Source organism: Kitasatospora sp. CB01950, assembly GCF_001905465.1.
Lineage (GTDB): Bacteria > Actinomycetota > Actinomycetes > Streptomycetales > Streptomycetaceae > Kitasatospora.
The window spans coordinates 19,613-36,617 of sequence record NZ_LISX01000009.1 but is presented as its reverse complement, the minus strand read 5'-3'; the positions used below and the strand labels follow the sequence as shown (position 1 = coordinate 36,617).

Below are 17,005 nucleotides of genomic sequence, written 5' to 3'. Positions count from 1 at the left end.
TGCGTGGCGAAATGTCAGGGTTGGGGTGATTTGCGATATAGCTGGACCCGGACGTCAGGAGGCCCGACATGGCGCAGCCCCACACACCCACGCCCGCAGATCTGCAGAAGAACGTGACGGAGACGCAGTCGAGTGGTGAGCGGGGGCGGACGGCGCTCGCGGTGGGGGTGGTGGAGAAGATCGCGGGGATGGCGGCCCGGGAGGTGGCCGGGATCCATGCGCTGGGGTCTGGGTTCTCGCGGACGTTCGGGGCGATGCGGGACCGGGTGCCCGGGGGGAAGTCGAGTGTGGGGCGCGGGATCAAGGCGGAGGTCGGCGAGAAGCAGACCGCCGTCGACATCGCGCTGGTGGTGGAGTACGGCGTGGTGATTCCGCGGCTGGCCGCGGAGGTACGGGCGAACATCATCGAGGCGGTGGAGCGGATGACCGGCCTGGAGGTCGTCGAGGTGAACATCGCAGTGAACGACGTCCACCTGCCGGACGAGCCGGACGAGGAGGAGGAAGAGGAACCCTCGTCCTCCGGGCGGCGCCCGCGGGTGCAGTGAGCTTTTCCTGACGGAGACGGACCGCGAAGGAGCGGCGGATGAACCTGGCGTTGGTGGGTCTGCTCGCCGGCATGGCTCTCGGCTTCGCCGGCTACTTCGGCGGTTTCGCCGCGTTCCTGCTGGTCGCGGCGCTGGGCGCGGTGGGGTTCGTGGTGGGTCGGCTGATCGAGGGCGACCTTGAGATCGGTGACCTGGGCGAGCTGTTGCGCGGCCGGGACCGGCGGCGTTGACGGCGGTCGCCCGCCCGCCCGCGCAGCGCGGCAGTGAGCAGATCGCCGACCGGGTGTACCGCCGGATCGCGGCCCGCGCCGCCGCCGACGCGCTCGCCCCGGCGTGGCGCGGCCGCCTGGATCCGATGCCGCAGCCGAAGGTGTCGGCGCTGTACGCGCACGGTCGGGTCCGGCTCACCCTGCACGTGGAGCTGCCGTTCCCGTGCGACGTGGCGGCGCTGGCCCGGACGGTGCGGGACGCGGCGTGCGAGCGGGTCGTCGAGCTGACCGGCACGCCCGTGGTCTCGGCCGAGGTGATCGTGGACGGCCTGCACCCGGCGGGGCTGCGGTGAGCGGGTCGACGCGGGTGGATGTGCGCGGACGCGGCGCGGTGCGGTGGCTGCGATCGGAGCGCGGGGTGGTGACGGCGCTGGTGGTGGCCGTCGTGGTGGTGGCCGCCGGGATGCTGCTGTACGACGTGATCGCGGTGCGGGCCGGTGGGCAGGCACGGCCGTGGCGGCAGGACCTGGCGCACCAGCTGGAGACCCGGCACCTGGACGACCCGTGGGTGCTGGGCTTCGCCGCCGGCGCGGCGCTGCTCGGGCTGGTGCTGCTGGCGCTGGCGTTCCGGCGCGGGCTGCGCGGCTGGCTGGCGCTGGAGCCGCGCGGGACGGCGATGCACCGCAGTGCGGTCGCGGCGATGCTGTCGCGGCGGGCCCAGCAGCGTTCCGACCTGCACTCCTGGAAGGTGAAGGTGGGGCGGTGGCGCACCCGGGTGACGGTCGGCGGCACCACCGACCCGGCCGGGGTGGAACGCGACCTGCGGGCCGAACTGGCCCGGATCCCGCTGGCCGGCCCGCACCGACTGGACGTCCGCACCCGGCCCGTCCGGGACCGTCGCCGCCGTAGTGAACTCGCCGAGCTGGAGCCGCCCCGATGAGCCGACGCGCCGTCAACCGCACCGTCCTGGCCGTCGTCGGACTCCTCCTGCTGGTGGGCGGGGCGCTGGTGCTGCTCGGCGGACTGGACGTGTACCGGCGCCTGGGGATCACCCCGCCGAGCCGGTGGCCGCTCACCTCGCCCGACCAGCCGGTGCTCAGCACCGCGAGCCGCACCCGCTGGACCGAGCAGGGCTGGTGGTGGCCGGTGGCGATCGCGGTGCCCGCGCTGGTGCTGGTCGGCGGGCTGTGGTGGCTGTTCTCGCAACTGCGGCGCGGCGGCCCGGCCGGCGTCGACCTGCCGTCGCCGGCCGCGCCCGGGCAGCCGCACTATGCGCTGCACGTGCGCAGCCGCGCCGTCGAGGACGCGATCGAGACGGAGGCCGTCGCCCTCCCGGACGTCGACCGGGTCACCGTCCGGGTCACCGGCGTCGCCCGCCGCCCCGAGGTGCACACCGCGCTGCGGCTCACCCCCGACGCCGACACCGCGGCCCTCGTCCACGCCTACCGCACCGGCCCGGTCGAACACGCCCGCCACTCCCTGGGCCTGACCTCCCTCCCCGCCGAACTCCGCCTCCGGGTGGCCCGCCCCCGCAAGAACCGCCAGAAGACCCCGCGGGTGCGCTGAGACCGCAGGCGGGGGCGCGGGGGCTTTCCCGGACGCGCCCCTGGTTGTGCTCTACAGCCCTCGGGTGGCTCCGCCGTCGACCGGGACCATGACGCCTGTGAGGTAGGACGCGGCCGGGGACATCAGGAAGGCGGCTGTGCGGCCGAACTCGGCGGGGGTGCCGTAGCGGCGGAGGGGGATGGTTTCGGTGGCGGCTTCGCGGGCGGCGGCGGGGTTGGGGGCGAGGGCGTCGAGTTCGCGGACGCGGTCGGTGTCGATGCGGCCGGGGAGGAGGCCGAGGACGCGGATGCCGCGGGGGCCGAGTTCGTCGGCGAGGGTCTTCGCGGCCATCGCGAGGCCGGGGCGGAGGCCGTTGGAGATGCCGAGGTTGGGGATGGGCTGGCGGACGGAGGTGGAGAGGACGAAGGCGATGACGCCGCCGGAGGGGAGGCGTTCGGCGGCGGCGCGGGCCAGGCGGATCGCGCCGAGGAAGACGGAGTCGAAGGCCGCGCCCCAGGCTTCGTCGCTGGCGGTGGCGACCGGCCCGGCGGCGGGGCCGCCGACGCTGATGAGCATGCCGTCGAAGCCGCCGAAGCGGCCGGTCGCGGCGTCGATGAGGCGCTGCGGTGTGGTGGGGTCGGCGTTGTCGGCGGCCACGCCGTACGCGTGGTCGCCGAGGGCGTCGGCCGCGGCGGCGACCGAGGTTTCGGTGCGGCCGGTGACGACGACGCGGGCACCCTCGGCGATCAGTTGTTCGGCGGTGGCGTGGCCGAGTCCCCGGGTCGAGCCGGTGACGACGAACACCTTGTCCTTGAGTCCGAGATCCATGCCGACCATTCTGTACGGTCGGCCGGACGGCGTGACGGAGGGTCAGCCCACCGGGATGCCGGGGTTGGTCAGGGCGGCGGGCCCGGTGACGGTGTTGTCGGCGGTGACGGTGACCGGGCAGGCGGTGCGGTCGTAGTTCGTGACGTCGATGGCGTACTTGGCGGTGTCGGCGCCGCTCGCGCCGGTGAGGTCGGAGCGGTTGTTGCGGAAGACGGTGCCGCAGCCCCAGCCGGGGGCCTGGCTGTGGGTCTGGTAGCCGTCGTTCATGGTGCGGACGCCGGTGTTGTTCTCGATGACGTAGCCGTTGCCCTTCACGTCGACCCAGGAGTCGTCGTAGTTGACGTCGGTGAGGCCGTTGCCGTCGAAGCGGTTGCCGGAGACCAGGCCGCCGGTGGTGCCTTCCTTGAGGTCGACGTTCTCGCCGCCGATGTTCGGGCCGATCACGTTGCCGAGGATCTGCACGTAGTCGCTACGGTCGGTGAGCGTGTTGGCGGTGCCGACGTACACGCCCTCGCCCTTGCCGTCGTGGGCGGTGCCGGTGTCGTGGACGGTGGAGTCGCGGAGCACGCCGTGGCTGGAGGAGGTGCGGAAGTGCACGCCTTCCATGGTGGTGTCGTGGACGGTCACTCCGGCGAGCACCACCCAGTCGGAGGCGTCGAGGACGATGCCCTTCTGGGCGTGGGTGACGGTGAGGCCCTGGACGGTCCAGTAGGACGCGCCGTTCAGTGACAGGCCGTAGCCGCCGCCGGTGGAGGTGGTGAGGATCGCGCGGGGGGAGCCGGTGAGGGTGATCCGGGCGGCGGCGGTGCCCGGCACGGTGATCTTGAAGTTGCCGGTGTAGGCGCCGTCGGCGAGTTGGATGGTCCGGCCGGGGACGGCGGCGTTCAGGGCGGCCTGGAGTTCCTTGCCGGTGGAGACCGTGACGGTGTCGGCGGCGCCGGCCGGGGTCGGCAGAAGGACCAGGCCTGCGGTGCCCAGGGACAGGGCGAGGGCGAGGCGGATGCGATGCGTCATGTGCGCTCCCAGTGGGGGGAAAGAGCGGATCAGGACAGCTGCACCGCCAATGTGGACTGGACCAATGCGGGTCGTCAATGGCCCCGCGCCGACCGTCGCCGCCGCCGGGTGTCAATGGCGCGTGACCGGGAACCGTTCGAAGATGGGGGGACCGGACCACCCACCCGAGGTGCAGCCCATGGAAAGTCGGCGGTTGCCGAGCATCGACGGCGTCGCGGCCGCTCTGGTCGACGGCGACGGACTCGTCGTGGGGTGGACCGCCGCCGCCGAGCAGCTGCTCGCCCTGGACGCGGCGCAGGTCACCGGCCGTCCCGCCCGGGAGCTGCTGGCGGACGGCGTGGAGGAGCGGGCGCTGGAGCGCGGGGCCGGCGAGGTGCGGCTGCGCACCGGCAGCGGGGTGCCGCTGGAGGTCGCCTACCAGGTGCTGCCGCTGGCCGGCGAGGGCGGGCAGGTCCGGGCGCTGGTGCTGGCCACCCCTGCGGACATGGTGGCGCAGCGGCGGCAGGACGAGGCGTTCACCCGGGAGCTGTTCCTGCAGGACCAGCTCGGGCTCGCCGTGTTCGGCCCCGACCTGCGGCTGCTGCGCACCAACACCCACCTGCTGCCCTTCACCGACCTGCCGGACGGCATGGCCGGGCACAAACTGCACGACTACCTGCAGCCCGACGACGCCGACGCCGCCGAGGCGATCCTGCGGCACGTGATCACCACCGGGGAGCCGGTGGTGCGCACCGCGCTGCGGATCCGCCCGCTGGGCAACCCCCACGGCGGGGCCGTGATGGAGATCCAGGCGTTCCGCCTGCAGGCGCTGGACGGCGCGGTGATCGGCGTGACGGCGCTGTTCGGCGACGTCACCGAGCTGCACCGGTACCGGCGGCGGGCGGACGTGCTGCACCGGGCCACCGCGGCCGTCGGCAGTTCGCTGTCGGTGGCGGGCAATGCCGAGGACCTGGCCGGCGTGCTGGTGCCCGGGCTCGGCGACCGCGTCGAGGTGGACATCGCGGAGGCCGTGTTCAGCGGCGACGAGCCGCTGCCCGACGCGGACGGCCGGCTGGCCGTCCGCCGGACCGCCACCGCCGGGCCGCCGCGCACCGACGACCGGCCGCTGGGGCCGCTGGGCCGGGAGGTGCTCGGTGCACCCGCCGGGTCGGTCGCGGACCCGCCGTCGATGAGCGCGCCGCTGCAGGCCCGCAGCGGGCCGCTCGGCCGGGTCACCGTGCACCGCGACCCCGTCGAGGGCCCCTACCAGCACGAGGACCTCGACCTGCTCCGGGAGATCGCCGCCCGGGCCTCGCTCGCGCTGGACAACGCCCGCCGCTACACCCGCGAGCACCGGGCCGCCGTCGGCCTCCAGCGCAGCCTGCTGCCGCCCGCCGAGACGACCGTGCCCGCCGCCACCACCGCCAGCGTCTACCGGCCCACCGACACGGCGACCGGCGTCGGCGGCGACTGGTTCGACGTCATCCCGCTCTCCTCGGCCCGGGTCGCCCTGGTGGCCGGCGACGTGGTCGGCCACGGGCTGCAGGCCAGCGCCACCATGGGCCGGCTGCGGACCGCCGTGCGGACCCTCGCCGACCTGGACCTGGAACCGGACGAGCTGCTGGTGCACCTGGACGACCTGGTGTCGCAGCTGGTCGTCGAGGGCAGCGAGGAGGAACGCGAACGCGGCGTCGCCGACCCGTCCGGGGCGACCTGCGTGTACGCCGTCTACGACCCGGTGGCCGGGATCTGCCAGGCCGCCAGCGCCGGCCACCCGCCGCCCGCGATCGTCCACCCGGACGGGCGGGTCGAGTACCTGCCGGTCAACCCGGGGCCGCCGCTGGGCGTCGGCGGGCTGCCGTTCGAGGCCGCCGAGTGCGCGCTGCGGGCGGGCAGTGTGCTGGCGCTGTACACCGACGGGCTGATCGAGGGCGGCAACGGCGGCGACGTCGACGAGGGCATGGAGCAGCTGGCCGCGCAGCTCGCCGCGGCCGACCTGGACGGCGACCTGGCGGCCGCGGGACGGGGGATCGTCGCGGAACTGGCGACCGCCGAGCAGAGCGACGACGTGACGCTGCTGCTGGCCCGGCTGCGCTCCGTCCTGCCGGAGGACACCGTCGCGTGGACCATCGAGGCCGACCCGTCGGAGGTCGCCGTGGTGCGGGAGGCGGCCAGCCGGACCCTGGAGCAGTGGGGGCTGGACGAGCTGGTGTTCACCACCGAGCTGGTGCTGAGCGAGCTGGTCACCAATGCGATCCGGTACGCGGGCGGGCCGGTGATGGTGCGGCTGATCCGCTCCTCGGTGCTGACCTGCGAGGTGTCCGACCCGAGCGCCACCCAGCCGCGGATGCGCCGGGCCCGGCTCACCGACGAGGGCGGCCGCGGCCTGTACCTGGTAGCGCAGCTCACCGAGCGCTGGGGCAGCCGGTACACCCGTACCGGCAAGACCATCTGGGCCGAGCAGCGGCTCGCACCGCCGTCGCTCAGCTGGTAGCGCCGACCAGCTCCTCCGCCTCGGCGGGCTTCGCGGTCTGCTGCTTGGCCTCGCGGCGGGCCAGCACCACCACGCCGACCGGGATCAGCGTGGTGAACAGCCACCACTGGATGGCGTACGCCATGTGCGGGCCGATGTCGGAGTGGCCGGGCTCGGCGAGCAGCTCGGGGGCGGCGCCGCCGGCGGGCTGCGAGGAGGCCAGTTCCAGGTAGCCGCCGAGCACGGTGGTGCCCGAGTACTTGGCCTGCTCCGCGCTGTTGATCACCTTGAACATGCGGTCGGGCATGCCGCCGCGGTTCTTCGCGCCCAGCGCGGCGTACGTCTCGTCGGCGCGCAGCCGTCCGGTCACCGTCACCTCGCCGTCCGGCGGGGCGGGCACGGCGGGCAGGCTGGCGGCGTCCGCGGCGGACTCCACCCAGCCGCGGTTGACCAGCACCGAGCCCTTGCCGTCGGACAGCACCAGCGGGGTGATCACGAAGTAGCCGATGGAGCTGCCGCCCGGCTCGGTGCGGCCGCGAATCACCACTTCGTGCGCGGCGTCGTAGCGGCCCTGGGCGGTGACGGTGCGCCACACCTCGCCGCCCGGAACGGACCAGCCCGGGGAGGACAGCGAGTCGAGGGCGACCGGCGGGCTGCCCAGGTTCTGGGCCACCAGGTCGTTGCGGGCCACCCGGGCCTCGTGGCGGTGGTACTGCCAGAAACCCAGCCGGATCATGGTCGGGATCAGCACCAGCGCCAGCAGAACGATGACCGCCCAGCGCACGGACAGCAGGAATCGGTACACACCCGGCACGCTAATCCTCCTTACCGTCGCGTCACGCACCGGGGTGCGGCGCGACCTCCCGCAGCAGCTGCAGGAAGGCGTCCTCGCCGACCACCGGGGTGCCGTAGTCGCGGGCCTTGCGGGCCTTGCCGCTCCACGAGGTGGGTTCGTTGGTGACCAGCAGGCTGGTGAGCCGGCTCACCGAGGAGGCGATGTGCAGGCCCGCCTCGATCATCCGGTCCTCCAGCAGTTCGCGGTCGGTGGCGGTGTCGCCGGTGATCGCGACCCGCATGCCCTGCATCAGCGGCGAGCCGTCCTTCCAGCGCCCCGGGTTCGGGTACGGGCAGGCCGGGCGCTTGCGGGCGGGACGGTACGAGCTGCCCCAGGAGCCGCGGGACGGCCCGGCCGGGGCGGCGTCGCCCTCGCCGAGGTCGGTGACGGCCACGCAGGTGGTCAGCGGCAGCGGCACCCCGCCGTCGCGGGCCAGCGCCAGCGACGGGCGGAACACCTCGGCGAGCACCCGGGCGTCGTCCAGCGCGTGGTGCGCCTGGCGCTGGCTCACCCCGAAGTGGGCGGCCAGCGAGGAGAGCTTGCCGTTCGGCAGGGGCAGCCGCAGGTCGCGGGCCAGCACCATGGTGCACAGCCGCTGCTCGACCGGGGCGTGCAGGCCGGCCCGGGAGAACTCGCGGGAGATCATGTTCCAGTCGAACAGCGCGTTGTGGGCGACCATCACCCGGTCGCGCAGCCGCTCGGCCAACTCGGCGGCGACCTCCGGGAAGGTCGGCGCGCCCGCCAGGACGTCGCTGGTCAGGCCGTGGATCCAGACCGGGCCCGGGTCCCGCTCCGGGTTGACCAGGGTGTACCAGTGGTCGGTGACCTCACCGTCCGGGTCGAGCTGGTAGACGCCCGCCGAGATCACCCGGTCCGAGCGCCCGAGTCCGGTGGTCTCCACGTCGACCACCGCGAAGCCACGCCCGGTGCCCCCGCCGGGGCCGGTGCGCTGTGCCGGGAGCGGCGAGGTGGGGAATGGCGCGTACATAGCGCACCACTTTACGGGGAACGGGGGCCGGCTCCGGACGGATCGGTTGCTCGGGCGACCGTTCTAAAGTGGCAAGTGGGTGCGAACCAGGCATCCGACCTCTGCAGCGAAGGACAACCCTCATGCGCGCCACCGTGATCCACGGCCCCCAGGACATCCGGATCGAGGAGGTGCCCGACCCGCGGATCCAGCGGCCCACCGACGCCGTGGTGCGGGTGCTGAACGCCTGCATCTGCGGCAGCGACCTGTGGGCGTACCGCGGCGTGGCCAAGCGCCAGGCCGGCCAGCGGATCGGCCACGAGTTCCTCGGCTTCGTCGAGGAGGTCGGCCCCGAGGTGCGCGATCTCACAGTCGGCGACCTGGTGGTGGCCCCGTTCGTCTGGTCGGACGGCGTGTGCGAGTACTGCCGCGAGGGCCTGCAGACCTCCTGCCCGCACGGCGGGTTCTGGGGCATCCCCGGCTCGGACGGCGGACAGGGCGAGGCGGTCCGGGTGCCGTTCGCGGACGGCACGCTGGTGAAGCTGCCCAAGGAGGCCGCCGGCGACGAGAAGCTGCTGCCGGCGCTGCTGGCGCTGTCCGACGTGATGGCGACCGGGCACCACGCGGCGGTGTCGGCGGGCGTGCGCCCCGGCGCGACCGTCGCGGTGGTCGGCGACGGCGCGGTCGGCCTGTGCGGCGTGCTGGCCGCGCGGCGGCTCGGCGCCGGCCGGATCATCGCCCTCGGCCGGCACGAGGGCCGCACCGCGATCGCCCGCACCTTCGGCGCCACCGACGTGGTGCCCGAGCGCGGTGACGCGGCGATCGAGGCGGTCCGCGAACTGACCGGCGGCCGGGGCGCGCACGCCGTGCTGGAGGCCGTCGGCACCGAGGAGTCGATGCGCACCGCGATCTCCATCGCCCGCGACGGCGGCGGGGTCGGCTACGTCGGCGTGCCGCACGGCGGCAGCGCGGGCGTCGACATCCGCCAGATGTTCGACCGCAACGTGCGGGTGGGCGGCGGGGTTGCCCCCGCCCGCGCGTACATCCCCGAGCTGCTGCCCGACGTGCTGTCCGGCGCGATCGACCCGAGCCCGGTGTTCGACCTGACCGTCGACCTGGACGGGGTGCCGGAGGGCTACCGGGCGATGGACGAGCGGACGGCGCTGAAGGTGCGCATCGCTTTCTGACGATTGACGGATTGACCCCGGCCGGCCCGCGAGAAGGCCGACGCCGCGAAGTACGCCGAACTGGAAGTCCGTTCGCTCACCGGCCTCGGGGCGGACCGACGCCGATCGCCGCCCGGTTAAGCTGGCCCGGCCGCCATGCCGGCGGCCGGGCCGGTGTGGCTTCCGAGGAAGGGCGGGACCGGGATGCTCCTCGACACCTACGGACGGCAGGCCGTCGACCTGCGGGTCTCCCTCACCGACCGGTGCAACCTGCGCTGCACCTACTGCATGCCGGAGGAAGGCCTGAGCTGGCTCGGCCGGGACGACCTGCTCACCGACGAGGAGATCGTCCGGCTGGTCGGGCTGGCGGTTCGCGACCTCGGCGTGCGGGAGGTCCGGTTCACCGGCGGGGAACCGCTGCTGCGGCCCGGGCTCGTCCCCATCATCGCGGCGTGCGCGGCGCTCGACCCGCGGCCCGAGATCTCGCTCACCACCAACGGCATCGGCCTCGCCCGGGTGGCAACCGCCTTGCGGGACGCCGGAGTCGACCGGGTCAACGTCTCCATCGACACGCTGGACCCGGACACGTTCGTGCGGCTCACCCGCCGGCGCAGGCACCAGGACGTGCTGGACGGGCTGGTGGCGGCCGAGGCCGCCGGGCTGCGGCCGGTCAAGCTCAACGCGGTGCTGATGCGAGGCGTCAACGACCACGAGGCGGCCGACCTGCTCGCCTGGGCGATCGAGCGCCGCTACCAGCTCCGCTTCATCGAACAGATGCCGCTGGACGCCCAACACGGCTGGGACCGTTCGCAGATGGTCACCGCCGAGGAGATCCTCGCGCTGCTCCGCACCCGCTTCACCCTGGAGCCCGAGCCCTCTGCGGTGCGCGCCGCCGCTCCCGCCGAACGCTGGCTGGTGGACGGCGGCCCCGCGACGGTCGGCGTCATCGCCTCCGTCACCCGCCCGTTCTGCCGCGCCTGCGACCGCACCCGCCTCACCGCCGACGGTCAGGTCCGCAACTGCCTGTTCGCGACCGGCGAGACCGACCTGCGCGGCGCGCTGCGGGCGGGCGCGAGCGACACGGAGCTGGCCGAGCTGTGGCGGGCGGCGATGTGGGGCAAGAAGGCCGGCGCAGGCATCGACGCCCCGGAGTTCCTTCAGCCCGAGCGGCCGATGTCGGCGATCGGCGGCTGACGGTCGGCCGCCGCCTGCGGCCAGTGCGGTGTTGGTGGCGACGGGGCCGCCAGGTCCTCAGGGTCCGGTTCCAGCAACGGCCCGGGGCAGACCGGGCTTTCGCGGTCACGCACGAACTCCGGGTCCAGCCCCGGATAGGCGCGCACCTCGTCGGCCATGGGAAGAGCATCGCCGGTGCCGGCCTGTGGCGACCAGCGAATTGTGTGGTCGCGGGCCTCGCTGCGGGGTGTGCGGTGGCCGGTCAGGAGGAGAAGGGCTCGGTGTCCTTGAGGAAGCCGCGGACGGCGAGGAACTGGCCGAGGGAGTCGCGGTGTTCGTCGCAGGCGAGCCAGGTTTTGCGGCGGTCGGGGGTGTGGAGCTTGGGGTTGTTCCAGTACAGCGTCCAGGCGGCGGACTCGCGGCAGCCCTTGGCCGAGCACTTCGGGGGGCCGGCCGGGCCGTCGGGGCCGGTGGGGGTGCCGAAGAGGGGGTGCACGGTGTCCATGGGTCCGATCCTATGCCCGGGCATGACGACGCCGGGCAGCCACGGGGGGAGCTGCCCGGCGTCGGTCTGTCGCTCCGACGGGGGATGCGGAGCGCTAAGGAAGTATGGCACGGCGGAGGGCCCGGAGGCTCGTCCGTCCGATGATTAATTTGAGGATCGTCTGAGCTTTCAGCCGGTCATACCGCCAGATGAACGGTCATATCGGGCAGTAGAATTGAGGGATTCTCAATCCTGTGGCCGGTTCTCGGCGGCCGAGGCGGACGCCGAGCCCGACGCCGAGCCCGAGGCTGCGGCCGCCGCCGCCGCTCCGCCGCCGCCCGTGCCGCCGGGGCCGAGCATCAGCGGGGTGTCGGGGGAGAACGCGAAGGTCGAGGGCAGTCCGGGGGCGCGTTCGCGGCCCGCGTTGGCGATCAGTACCGCGAAGTAGGGGAGCAGGACGCCGCCGGCCAGCGCGACGAACGCCAGCCAGCGCTGGACGTCCCACAGGATGACGGCGAGCAGCACGCACACCGTGCGGACCAGCATGGAGATCACGTACCGGCGCTGCCGGCCCCGGACGTCCTCGCTGAGGCTGCTGCGGGCACCGGTGATCCGGAAGACCTGGTCGTCGTCCGCGCTCTTGCGCATTGTCCATCCATCCTCGGTCGGTTCCGGCCCTACGACCGACCACGGTAACCCCGCTGACGCCGGAGCGACCCACGCGGGGTCGCTCCGGCGGTCAGGCGGTGCGGCGGAGGTACTGGACGGGCACGGCGTCGGTGAGCCAGACACCGTTCGCGGACACCCGGAATTCGTGGCCGTCGGCGGCCATCACCGCCGCGTCGACCTCCAGGACGACGGGGCGGCCGTGCCGGGAGCCGACCTTGACGGCCGTCCCGGTGTCCGCGGAGAGGTGGACGTCCTGCCGGGCCATCGGGCGCAGGCCCTCGGCCAGGATGTACGGGAGGTTGCGCTCGGCGGTGCCGTGGAACAGCACGTCGGGCGGGGTGGTGGCGGGCAGGCCGAGGTCGACCTCGACGGTGTGGCCCTGGCTGGCCCGGATCGCCGAGCCGTCCTCGGAGTAGGCGAAGCGGCGCTTGTTGTTGGTGGCGACCACGTGGTCCAGCTGGGCGCGGGTGAGCCGCCGGTTGTGCCGGGCCAGCGCGGCGAGCAGGGCGTCGACCGGCACCCAGCCCGCCGCGTCCAGGGTGACCCCGATGGCGCCCGGGTCGTGTCGCAGAATGCGGCTGAGCATCTTCGACGTTCTGACGATGTGCTTTTCATCCATCGGGATCCCCCCAGGGATTCGGTCGGCCGGTCAGGAGGCCTGACTGACCGAGCTCATGTTGAAGTCGGGCACGCGCACCGGCGGCATCGCGGCCCGGGTGAACCAGTCGCCCCACTCGCGGGGCAGGCAGCGTTCGGTGCGGCCCGCCTCGGTGATCCGGCCGAGCAGGTCGACCGGGGACTCGTTGAAGCGGAAGTTGTTGACCGCGCCGACCACTTCGCCGTTCTCGACCAGGTAGACGCCGTCCCGGGTGAGGCCGGTGAGCAGCAGGGTGGCCGGGTCGACCTCGCGGATGTACCAGAGGCAGGTGAGCAGCAGGCCGCGCTCGGTGCGGGCGACCATCTCCTCCAGGGTGGGCGCGTCGGGCGCGGAGGTCTCCAGCACCAGGTTGTCGACCGGCGGGGTGAGCGGCAGCCCCGTCAGGCCCGCGGAGTGCCGGGTGGTCAGCAGGTGGGTGAGGCGGCCGTCGCGCAGCCAGTCGGTGCCGGTCAGCGGCGCGCCGTTGTCGAACACCGAGTCGTTCTCGCCGGAGGAGTGCGTGAGCACGAACGGCGAGGCCTGGATGCCGGGCTCGGCCGGGTCGGAGCGCAGGGTGAGCGGCAGCGGGCTGAGCTGCTCGCCGATCCGGGTGCCCCCGCCGGCCTTGGAGAACACCGAGCGGCCCTCGACGGCGTCCCGCGCGCCGGACGACCAGGACATGTACACCAGCAGGTCGGCGACGGCGGACGGCGACAGGATCGTCTCGTAGCGGCCGGCCGGCAGGTCGATCCGCTTGCGGCCCCAGCCGAGACGGCGGGTCAGGTCGGTGTGCATCGCGGTGACGTCCACGTCCGTGAAGTCCCGGGTGGAGGCGCCGACCCAGGCGGAGCCGGACAGGTCGGCGGTCTTGGCGTTCAGCTCGACGGTGCCGGTGGGCTGGTCGTGCCGCAGCCGCAGGCCGGTGGAGCTGCCCAGGTAGGAGGACGTCAGCTCGTGCCGGGCGAAGCCGTACAGCAGCTCGCCGTTCGCCCGGGCGCGGGCGAAGGCCTCGCCGAGGGCGGGCGCGAACGCGTCGAACACGCCGATGTCGGTGACCTGCGGGGCCGCGGTGAAACGCGGGTCGGCGGGCCGGCCGGTGACCAGCGGCTGGGCGTCCTCGGCGGGTTCGGCGGCCCGGGCGGCAGCCTCGGAGGCGCGCACCAGCTGCTCGACCTCGTCGAGCGTGACGGCCTCCTGGGCGACCACGCCGGCGGCGGTGCCCTGCGCGCCGTTGACGGTGGAGATCACGGTGAGGCGACGGCCGCGGGTGACGCCGTTGGTGGTCAGGGCGTTGCCCGCCCAGCGCAGGTTGGCGGTGGACTCCTCGTCGGCGATCACCACGCAGCCGTCCGCGCGGGACAGTTCGAGGGCGCGTTCCACCAGCTCGTGGGGGTGCGTGAGGGACATCAGTGACCCGCCTCCTGCTGGGTGTTGAGCACGTTGACCTGACGGAACAGCGCGGACGGGCAGCCGTGGCTGACCGCGGCGACCTGGCCCGGCTGGGCCTTGCCGCAGTTGAAGGCCCCGCCGAGCACGTACGTCTGCGGGCCGCCGACGGCGCTCATCGAGCCCCAGAAGTCGGTGGTGGTGGCCTGGTACGCGAAGTCCTTGACCTGGCCGGCGAGTTCGCCGCCCCGGATGGCGTAGGCGCGCTGCCCGGTGAACTGGAAGTTGTAGCGCTGCATGTCGATCGACCAGGAGCGGTCGCCGACGATGTACAGCCCGTTCTCCACCTGGGAGATCAGGCCGGCGGTGTCGGGGCCGTCGGCGGCGGGCCGGAGCGAGACGTTGGCCATCCGCTGCACCGGCACGTGCGCCGGGGAGTCCGCGTAGGCGCAGCCGTTGGAGCGCTCGAAGCCCTTCAACCCGGCCATCGGGCGGTCGAGTTGGTAGCCGACCAGGACGCCGTCGCGGATCAGGTCCCAGGACTGGGTGGCGACGCCCTCGTCGTCGTACCCGATGGAGGCCAGGCCGTGCTCGGCCGTCCGGTCTCCCGTGACGTGCATCAGCTCGGAGCCGTACTTCAGGCTGCCGAGCCGGTCGAAGGTGGCGAACGAGGTGCCCGCGTAGGCGGCCTCGTAGCCCAGCGCGCGGTCCAGCTCGGTGGCGTGGCCGATCGACTCGTGGATGGTCAGCCACAGGTTGGACGGGTCGATCACCAGGTCGTAGCGGCCCGCGGCGACGCTCGGCGCGCGCATCTTCTCTGCCAACAGCTCGGGCAGCTCCGCCAGTTCGGCGTCCCAGTCCCAGCCCGTGCCGCGCAGGCTGCGATCTTCGGGGGACGACCCCCGGGCCCCCACAAGATATTCCCAGCCGCGGCCCGCCGGCGGGGCGATGGTGCGCATCGAGTCGAACGCGCCGGTCCGCTCGTCCACGCTGGTCGCCTCCAGCCAGGGGTGCAGGCGCACCCGCTGCTGGGTCGTCACCGTGCCCGCGGTGTCCGCGTAGAACTTGTTCTCCTGCACCGTCAGCACCGCCGCCGACACGTGCGAGACGCCGTCCGCCGCCAGCAGCCGGGAGGACCACTCGGCCAGCAGGCCGGTCTTCTCCGCGTCCGGCACGTCGAACGGGTTCACCTCGTACGCGGAGACCCACTCCGCGTCCGGGTACACCGGCTCCGGGGCCAGCTCCACCCGCTCACCGGACCCGGCGGCGCGGCTGATCCCGCCCGCCAGCCGGGCCACCGCCACCGCCTGCTCGGCAACCGCCGCCGCCGACGCGGGCGTCAGGTCCACCCCCGCCGCGAAACCCCAGGCGCCGTCCAGCAGCACCCGGACGGCGAAGCCCAACTGCACGGTGTCCGACGACCCCGACGGGCGGGCGTCCCGCAGCCGCCAGGCCGCCGAACGGACCCGCTCCAGGCGGAAGTCGGCATGCGAGACGCCCAACTGCCGGGCCCGCGACAGGGCCGCGTCCGCCAACGGACGCAACGGGTACGAGAGGAACTGAGGATCCAGCGCGGAGGGGGGCATCGGGCTCCCTGGGTCGAGGGTCGGGCACAACGGGCCGCCCCCGGCCGAGGGCGCACCCGCTCGCATCATCCCCGGCCACAGGGCGCACGGCCAGCAAATATTCGCCGCGCCGCCCTGACGACCCGTCAGGCCGGGCCTACGAGAGCACCTCCCACCAGCCGTCCGGCTCCGGCGGGTTGCCCACCTCCACCCGCTGCCCCGGACGCGGCACCGCCAGTGCCACCCCCTGCGCCTTCGCCTCCGCCAGCAGCCGCTCCACCGGCTCCGCCCAGCGGTGCGGCGCCAGGTTGAACGTGCACCAGTGCACCGGCACCAGCAGCCCGCCGCGCAGCTCCAGGTGCGCCCGGACGGCGTCCTCCGGGGTCAGGTGGATGTCCGCCCAGGCGTCGTCGTACGCGCCGATCGCCATCAGCGCCGCGTCGAACGGGCCGTGCTGCTCGCCGATCCGCGCGAAACCCTCGAAGTAGCCGGAGTCACCGGTGAAGAACACCTTCCGCTCCGGCCCGGCCACCACCCACGAACCCCACAGCGTGGTGTTGCGGGTGAACCCCCGGCCGGAGAAGTGGTGCGCCGCCGTCAACGTCAGCGTCAACTCGCCGAGCGTGCACGTCTCGTCCCAGTCCAGCTCGATGATCCGGTGCTCCGGCACACCCCAGCGCCGCAGGTGCCCGCCGATGCCCAGCGGCACCGCGAACGGCGCCGACTGCAGCTCCACCAGGCGGCGCACCGTCGCCATGTCCAGGTGGTCGTAGTGGTCGTGCGAGATCAGCACCGCGTCCACCGGCGGCAGCGACGCCAGCTCCACCGGCACCGGGTGCAGCCGCTTCGGGCCCGCCAGGTGCGACGGCGAACAGCGCTCCGACCACATCGGGTCGACCAGCACCCGGCAGCCGTCCAGCTCCAGCAGCGCCGACGCGTGCCCGTACCAGGTCACCGCCACGCCCTCGGACACTGCGGCCGGCTGCTCCGGCACCGCCAACGGCACCGGACCGGCCGGCACCCGCCCGTCCTTCTCGAACAGCATCCGGCGCAGCGTCGCCCCGTCCGGGCGGCCCGGCGCACCGGGCGACACCTGCGACGGCGCGTTGTGGAACACCCCGTCCCGGTACTGCGGGGACACCCGCACCCGCGGATCCAACGGGTCCGGACGGCGCCCGAACTGGGCCGGCAACTCCCGCAACGCCCAGGCCGCCGCACCCGCCACCGTCAGGGCCGCCACCGCAGCCAGTGCCCGGCGGCCTGCCCGGCCAGGGAGTGCACCACTCATCGCGTCCGCTCCGATCGGCTCGCTCGACAGGCGCCCCGGACTCTCCGAAGCACCCCCGGGGCAACGCCCGCCACCGGCCCGGCGTTCCCCCACGCCGGACCCGCACCCGGATTGTCGGGATGCGACAGAACTCACCCCGCAAGGCCTGTCGAAGGCCGCTCCGCCCGGCTCGCACCCTACCGATAGCGTCACAGGTGGCTACGCGTGCGCTCCGCACGCGCACATCGAGTAGGGAAGAGGTG

The 17,005-nt window shown here is 73.8% G+C and carries 19 protein-coding genes; 8 read left to right on the top strand and 11 right to left on the bottom strand.

The features are described from left to right. The first annotated feature begins 68 nt into the window (after nucleotides 1-68). Genes AMK19_RS22410 through AMK19_RS22390 form a run of 5 tightly spaced genes read left to right on the top strand, consistent with a single transcriptional unit; the run spans nucleotide 69 to nucleotide 2,320 of the window. On the top strand, nucleotides 69-545 hold the full coding sequence (locus AMK19_RS22410) for an Asp23/Gls24 family envelope stress response protein (RefSeq protein WP_143200339.1): 477 nt from the start codon (nucleotides 69-71) through the stop codon (nucleotides 543-545). Between the two features lie 38 nt (nucleotides 546-583). After that, nucleotides 584-775 carry a hypothetical protein gene (locus tag AMK19_RS22405; protein ID WP_073814653.1) on the top strand — a complete coding sequence of 64 codons (192 nt, stop codon included), beginning with the start codon at nucleotides 584-586 and terminating at the stop codon, nucleotides 773-775. After that, complete coding sequence (locus tag AMK19_RS22400; RefSeq protein ID WP_073814651.1) at nucleotides 772-1,107, top strand: hypothetical protein; 336 nt, start codon at nucleotides 772-774, stop codon at nucleotides 1,105-1,107. Before AMK19_RS22405 ends, AMK19_RS22400 begins: the two co-directional genes overlap by 4 nt. Further along, nucleotides 1,104-1,694: a DUF6286 domain-containing protein gene (locus AMK19_RS22395; RefSeq protein WP_143200338.1), complete on the top strand. Its 591-nt coding sequence runs from the start codon at nucleotides 1,104-1,106 to the stop codon at nucleotides 1,692-1,694. Before AMK19_RS22400 ends, AMK19_RS22395 begins: the two co-directional genes overlap by 4 nt. Further along, nucleotides 1,691-2,320 (top strand): hypothetical protein, encoded by a 630-nt coding sequence (locus AMK19_RS22390; RefSeq protein ID WP_073814647.1) that lies wholly within the window; start codon nucleotides 1,691-1,693, stop codon nucleotides 2,318-2,320. Before AMK19_RS22395 ends, AMK19_RS22390 begins: the two co-directional genes overlap by 4 nt. A 51-nt stretch (nucleotides 2,321-2,371) precedes the next feature. Here the strand turns inward: AMK19_RS22390 and AMK19_RS22385 are convergent, their stop codons facing one another. Further along, entirely contained in the window at nucleotides 2,372-3,127 is a 756-nt protein-coding gene (locus AMK19_RS22385; RefSeq protein WP_073815094.1) for an SDR family oxidoreductase, read from the bottom strand. A 42-nt stretch (nucleotides 3,128-3,169) separates the two neighbouring features. Continuing rightward, nucleotides 3,170-4,141, bottom strand: a complete 972-nt coding sequence (locus tag AMK19_RS22380; RefSeq protein WP_073814644.1) for a right-handed parallel beta-helix repeat-containing protein — start codon at nucleotides 4,139-4,141, stop codon at nucleotides 3,170-3,172. A gap of 193 nt (nucleotides 4,142-4,334) precedes the next feature. Between AMK19_RS22380 and AMK19_RS22375 the strand changes: the two genes are divergently transcribed. Then, nucleotides 4,335-6,614 (top strand): ATP-binding SpoIIE family protein phosphatase, encoded by a 2,280-nt coding sequence (locus tag AMK19_RS22375; protein WP_241844523.1) that lies wholly within the window; start codon nucleotides 4,335-4,337, stop codon nucleotides 6,612-6,614. Here the strand turns inward: AMK19_RS22375 and AMK19_RS22370 are convergent. Together AMK19_RS22370 and AMK19_RS22365 are read right to left on the bottom strand one after the other, a co-directional pair. Then, nucleotides 6,604-7,407 (bottom strand): SURF1 family cytochrome oxidase biogenesis protein, encoded by an 804-nt coding sequence (locus tag AMK19_RS22370; protein ID WP_241844522.1) that lies wholly within the window; start codon nucleotides 7,405-7,407, stop codon nucleotides 6,604-6,606. The genes AMK19_RS22375 and AMK19_RS22370 overlap by 11 nt on opposite strands. A gap of 22 nt (nucleotides 7,408-7,429) precedes the next feature. After that, a complete protein-coding gene (locus tag AMK19_RS22365; protein ID WP_073814636.1) occupies nucleotides 7,430-8,416 on the bottom strand; it encodes a DEDDh family exonuclease in 987 nt (328 codons plus the stop codon). A gap of 122 nt (nucleotides 8,417-8,538) precedes the next feature. Here AMK19_RS22365 and AMK19_RS22360 point away from each other — a divergent pair, with 122 nt between their 5' ends. Beyond that, the gene (locus tag AMK19_RS22360) at nucleotides 8,539-9,582 is read left to right on the top strand and encodes a zinc-dependent alcohol dehydrogenase family protein (RefSeq protein ID WP_073814633.1); all 1,044 of its coding nucleotides are present in this window, start codon (nucleotides 8,539-8,541) and stop codon (nucleotides 9,580-9,582) included. A gap of 183 nt (nucleotides 9,583-9,765) precedes the next feature. Beyond that, a complete protein-coding gene (gene moaA, locus AMK19_RS22355; protein WP_073814630.1) occupies nucleotides 9,766-10,755 on the top strand; it encodes a GTP 3',8-cyclase MoaA in 990 nt (329 codons plus the stop codon). Here moaA and AMK19_RS22350 read toward each other — a convergent pair. The 7 genes from AMK19_RS22350 to AMK19_RS38160 form a co-directional block, all read right to left on the bottom strand. Continuing rightward, on the bottom strand, nucleotides 10,719-10,913 hold the full coding sequence (locus AMK19_RS22350) for a hypothetical protein (protein ID WP_073814628.1): 195 nt from the start codon (nucleotides 10,911-10,913) through the stop codon (nucleotides 10,719-10,721). The two genes, moaA and AMK19_RS22350, sit on opposite strands and share 37 nt — an antisense overlap. A gap of 83 nt (nucleotides 10,914-10,996) precedes the next feature. Next, nucleotides 10,997-11,239 carry a hypothetical protein gene (locus AMK19_RS22345; protein ID WP_073814625.1) on the bottom strand — a complete coding sequence of 81 codons (243 nt, stop codon included), beginning with the start codon at nucleotides 11,237-11,239 and terminating at the stop codon, nucleotides 10,997-10,999. 225 nt (nucleotides 11,240-11,464) lie between these two features. Continuing rightward, on the bottom strand, nucleotides 11,465-11,866 hold the full coding sequence (locus tag AMK19_RS22340) for a DUF3099 domain-containing protein (RefSeq protein WP_073814622.1): 402 nt from the start codon (nucleotides 11,864-11,866) through the stop codon (nucleotides 11,465-11,467). Nucleotides 11,867-11,957: 91 nt separating this feature from the next. Next, a complete protein-coding gene (locus tag AMK19_RS22335; RefSeq protein WP_073814619.1) occupies nucleotides 11,958-12,506 on the bottom strand; it encodes an RNA 2'-phosphotransferase in 549 nt (182 codons plus the stop codon). A gap of 30 nt (nucleotides 12,507-12,536) precedes the next feature. After that, a complete protein-coding gene (locus AMK19_RS22330) occupies nucleotides 12,537-13,931 on the bottom strand; it encodes a metallopeptidase TldD-related protein (RefSeq protein ID WP_073814616.1) in 1,395 nt (464 codons plus the stop codon). Next, entirely contained in the window at nucleotides 13,931-15,496 is a 1,566-nt protein-coding gene (locus AMK19_RS22325) for a TldD/PmbA family protein (protein WP_073814614.1), read from the bottom strand. The genes AMK19_RS22330 and AMK19_RS22325 overlap by 1 nt, the downstream gene beginning before the upstream one ends. 136 nt (nucleotides 15,497-15,632) lie before the next feature. After that, nucleotides 15,633-16,763: an MBL fold metallo-hydrolase gene (locus AMK19_RS38160; protein WP_073814611.1), complete on the bottom strand. Its 1,131-nt coding sequence runs from the start codon at nucleotides 16,761-16,763 to the stop codon at nucleotides 15,633-15,635. Between the last annotated feature and the right edge of the window lie 242 nt (nucleotides 16,764-17,005).

What these genes read in the sequence shown, in the direction of transcription:
- AMK19_RS22410 (WP_143200339.1), top strand. Translation starts at nt 69, where the DNA reads ATGGCGCAGCCCCACACACCCACGCCCGCAGATCTGCAGAAGAACGTG.
- AMK19_RS22405 (WP_073814653.1), top strand. Translation starts at nt 584, where the DNA reads ATGAACCTGGCGTTGGTGGGTCTGCTCGCCGGCATGGCTCTCGGCTTC.
- AMK19_RS22390 (WP_073814647.1), top strand. Translation starts at nt 1,691, where the DNA reads ATGAGCCGACGCGCCGTCAACCGCACCGTCCTGGCCGTCGTCGGACTC.
- AMK19_RS22385 (WP_073815094.1), bottom strand. Translation starts at nt 3,127, where the DNA reads ATGGATCTCGGACTCAAGGACAAGGTGTTCGTCGTCACCGGCTCGACC.
- AMK19_RS22380 (WP_073814644.1), bottom strand. Translation starts at nt 4,141, where the DNA reads ATGACGCATCGCATCCGCCTCGCCCTCGCCCTGTCCCTGGGCACCGCA.
- AMK19_RS22365 (WP_073814636.1), bottom strand. Translation starts at nt 8,416, where the DNA reads ATGTACGCGCCATTCCCCACCTCGCCGCTCCCGGCACAGCGCACCGGC.
- AMK19_RS22360 (WP_073814633.1), top strand. Translation starts at nt 8,539, where the DNA reads ATGCGCGCCACCGTGATCCACGGCCCCCAGGACATCCGGATCGAGGAG.
- moaA (WP_073814630.1), top strand. Translation starts at nt 9,766, where the DNA reads ATGCTCCTCGACACCTACGGACGGCAGGCCGTCGACCTGCGGGTCTCC.
- AMK19_RS22350 (WP_073814628.1), bottom strand. Translation starts at nt 10,913, where the DNA reads ATGGCCGACGAGGTGCGCGCCTATCCGGGGCTGGACCCGGAGTTCGTG.
- AMK19_RS22345 (WP_073814625.1), bottom strand. Translation starts at nt 11,239, where the DNA reads ATGGACACCGTGCACCCCCTCTTCGGCACCCCCACCGGCCCCGACGGC.
- AMK19_RS22340 (WP_073814622.1), bottom strand. Translation starts at nt 11,866, where the DNA reads ATGCGCAAGAGCGCGGACGACGACCAGGTCTTCCGGATCACCGGTGCC.
- AMK19_RS22335 (WP_073814619.1), bottom strand. Translation starts at nt 12,506, where the DNA reads ATGGATGAAAAGCACATCGTCAGAACGTCGAAGATGCTCAGCCGCATT.
- AMK19_RS22330 (WP_073814616.1), bottom strand. Translation starts at nt 13,931, where the DNA reads ATGTCCCTCACGCACCCCCACGAGCTGGTGGAACGCGCCCTCGAACTG.
- AMK19_RS22325 (WP_073814614.1), bottom strand. Translation starts at nt 15,496, where the DNA reads ATGCCCCCCTCCGCGCTGGATCCTCAGTTCCTCTCGTACCCGTTGCGT.
- AMK19_RS38160 (WP_073814611.1), bottom strand. Translation starts at nt 16,763, where the DNA reads ATGAGTGGTGCACTCCCTGGCCGGGCAGGCCGCCGGGCACTGGCTGCG.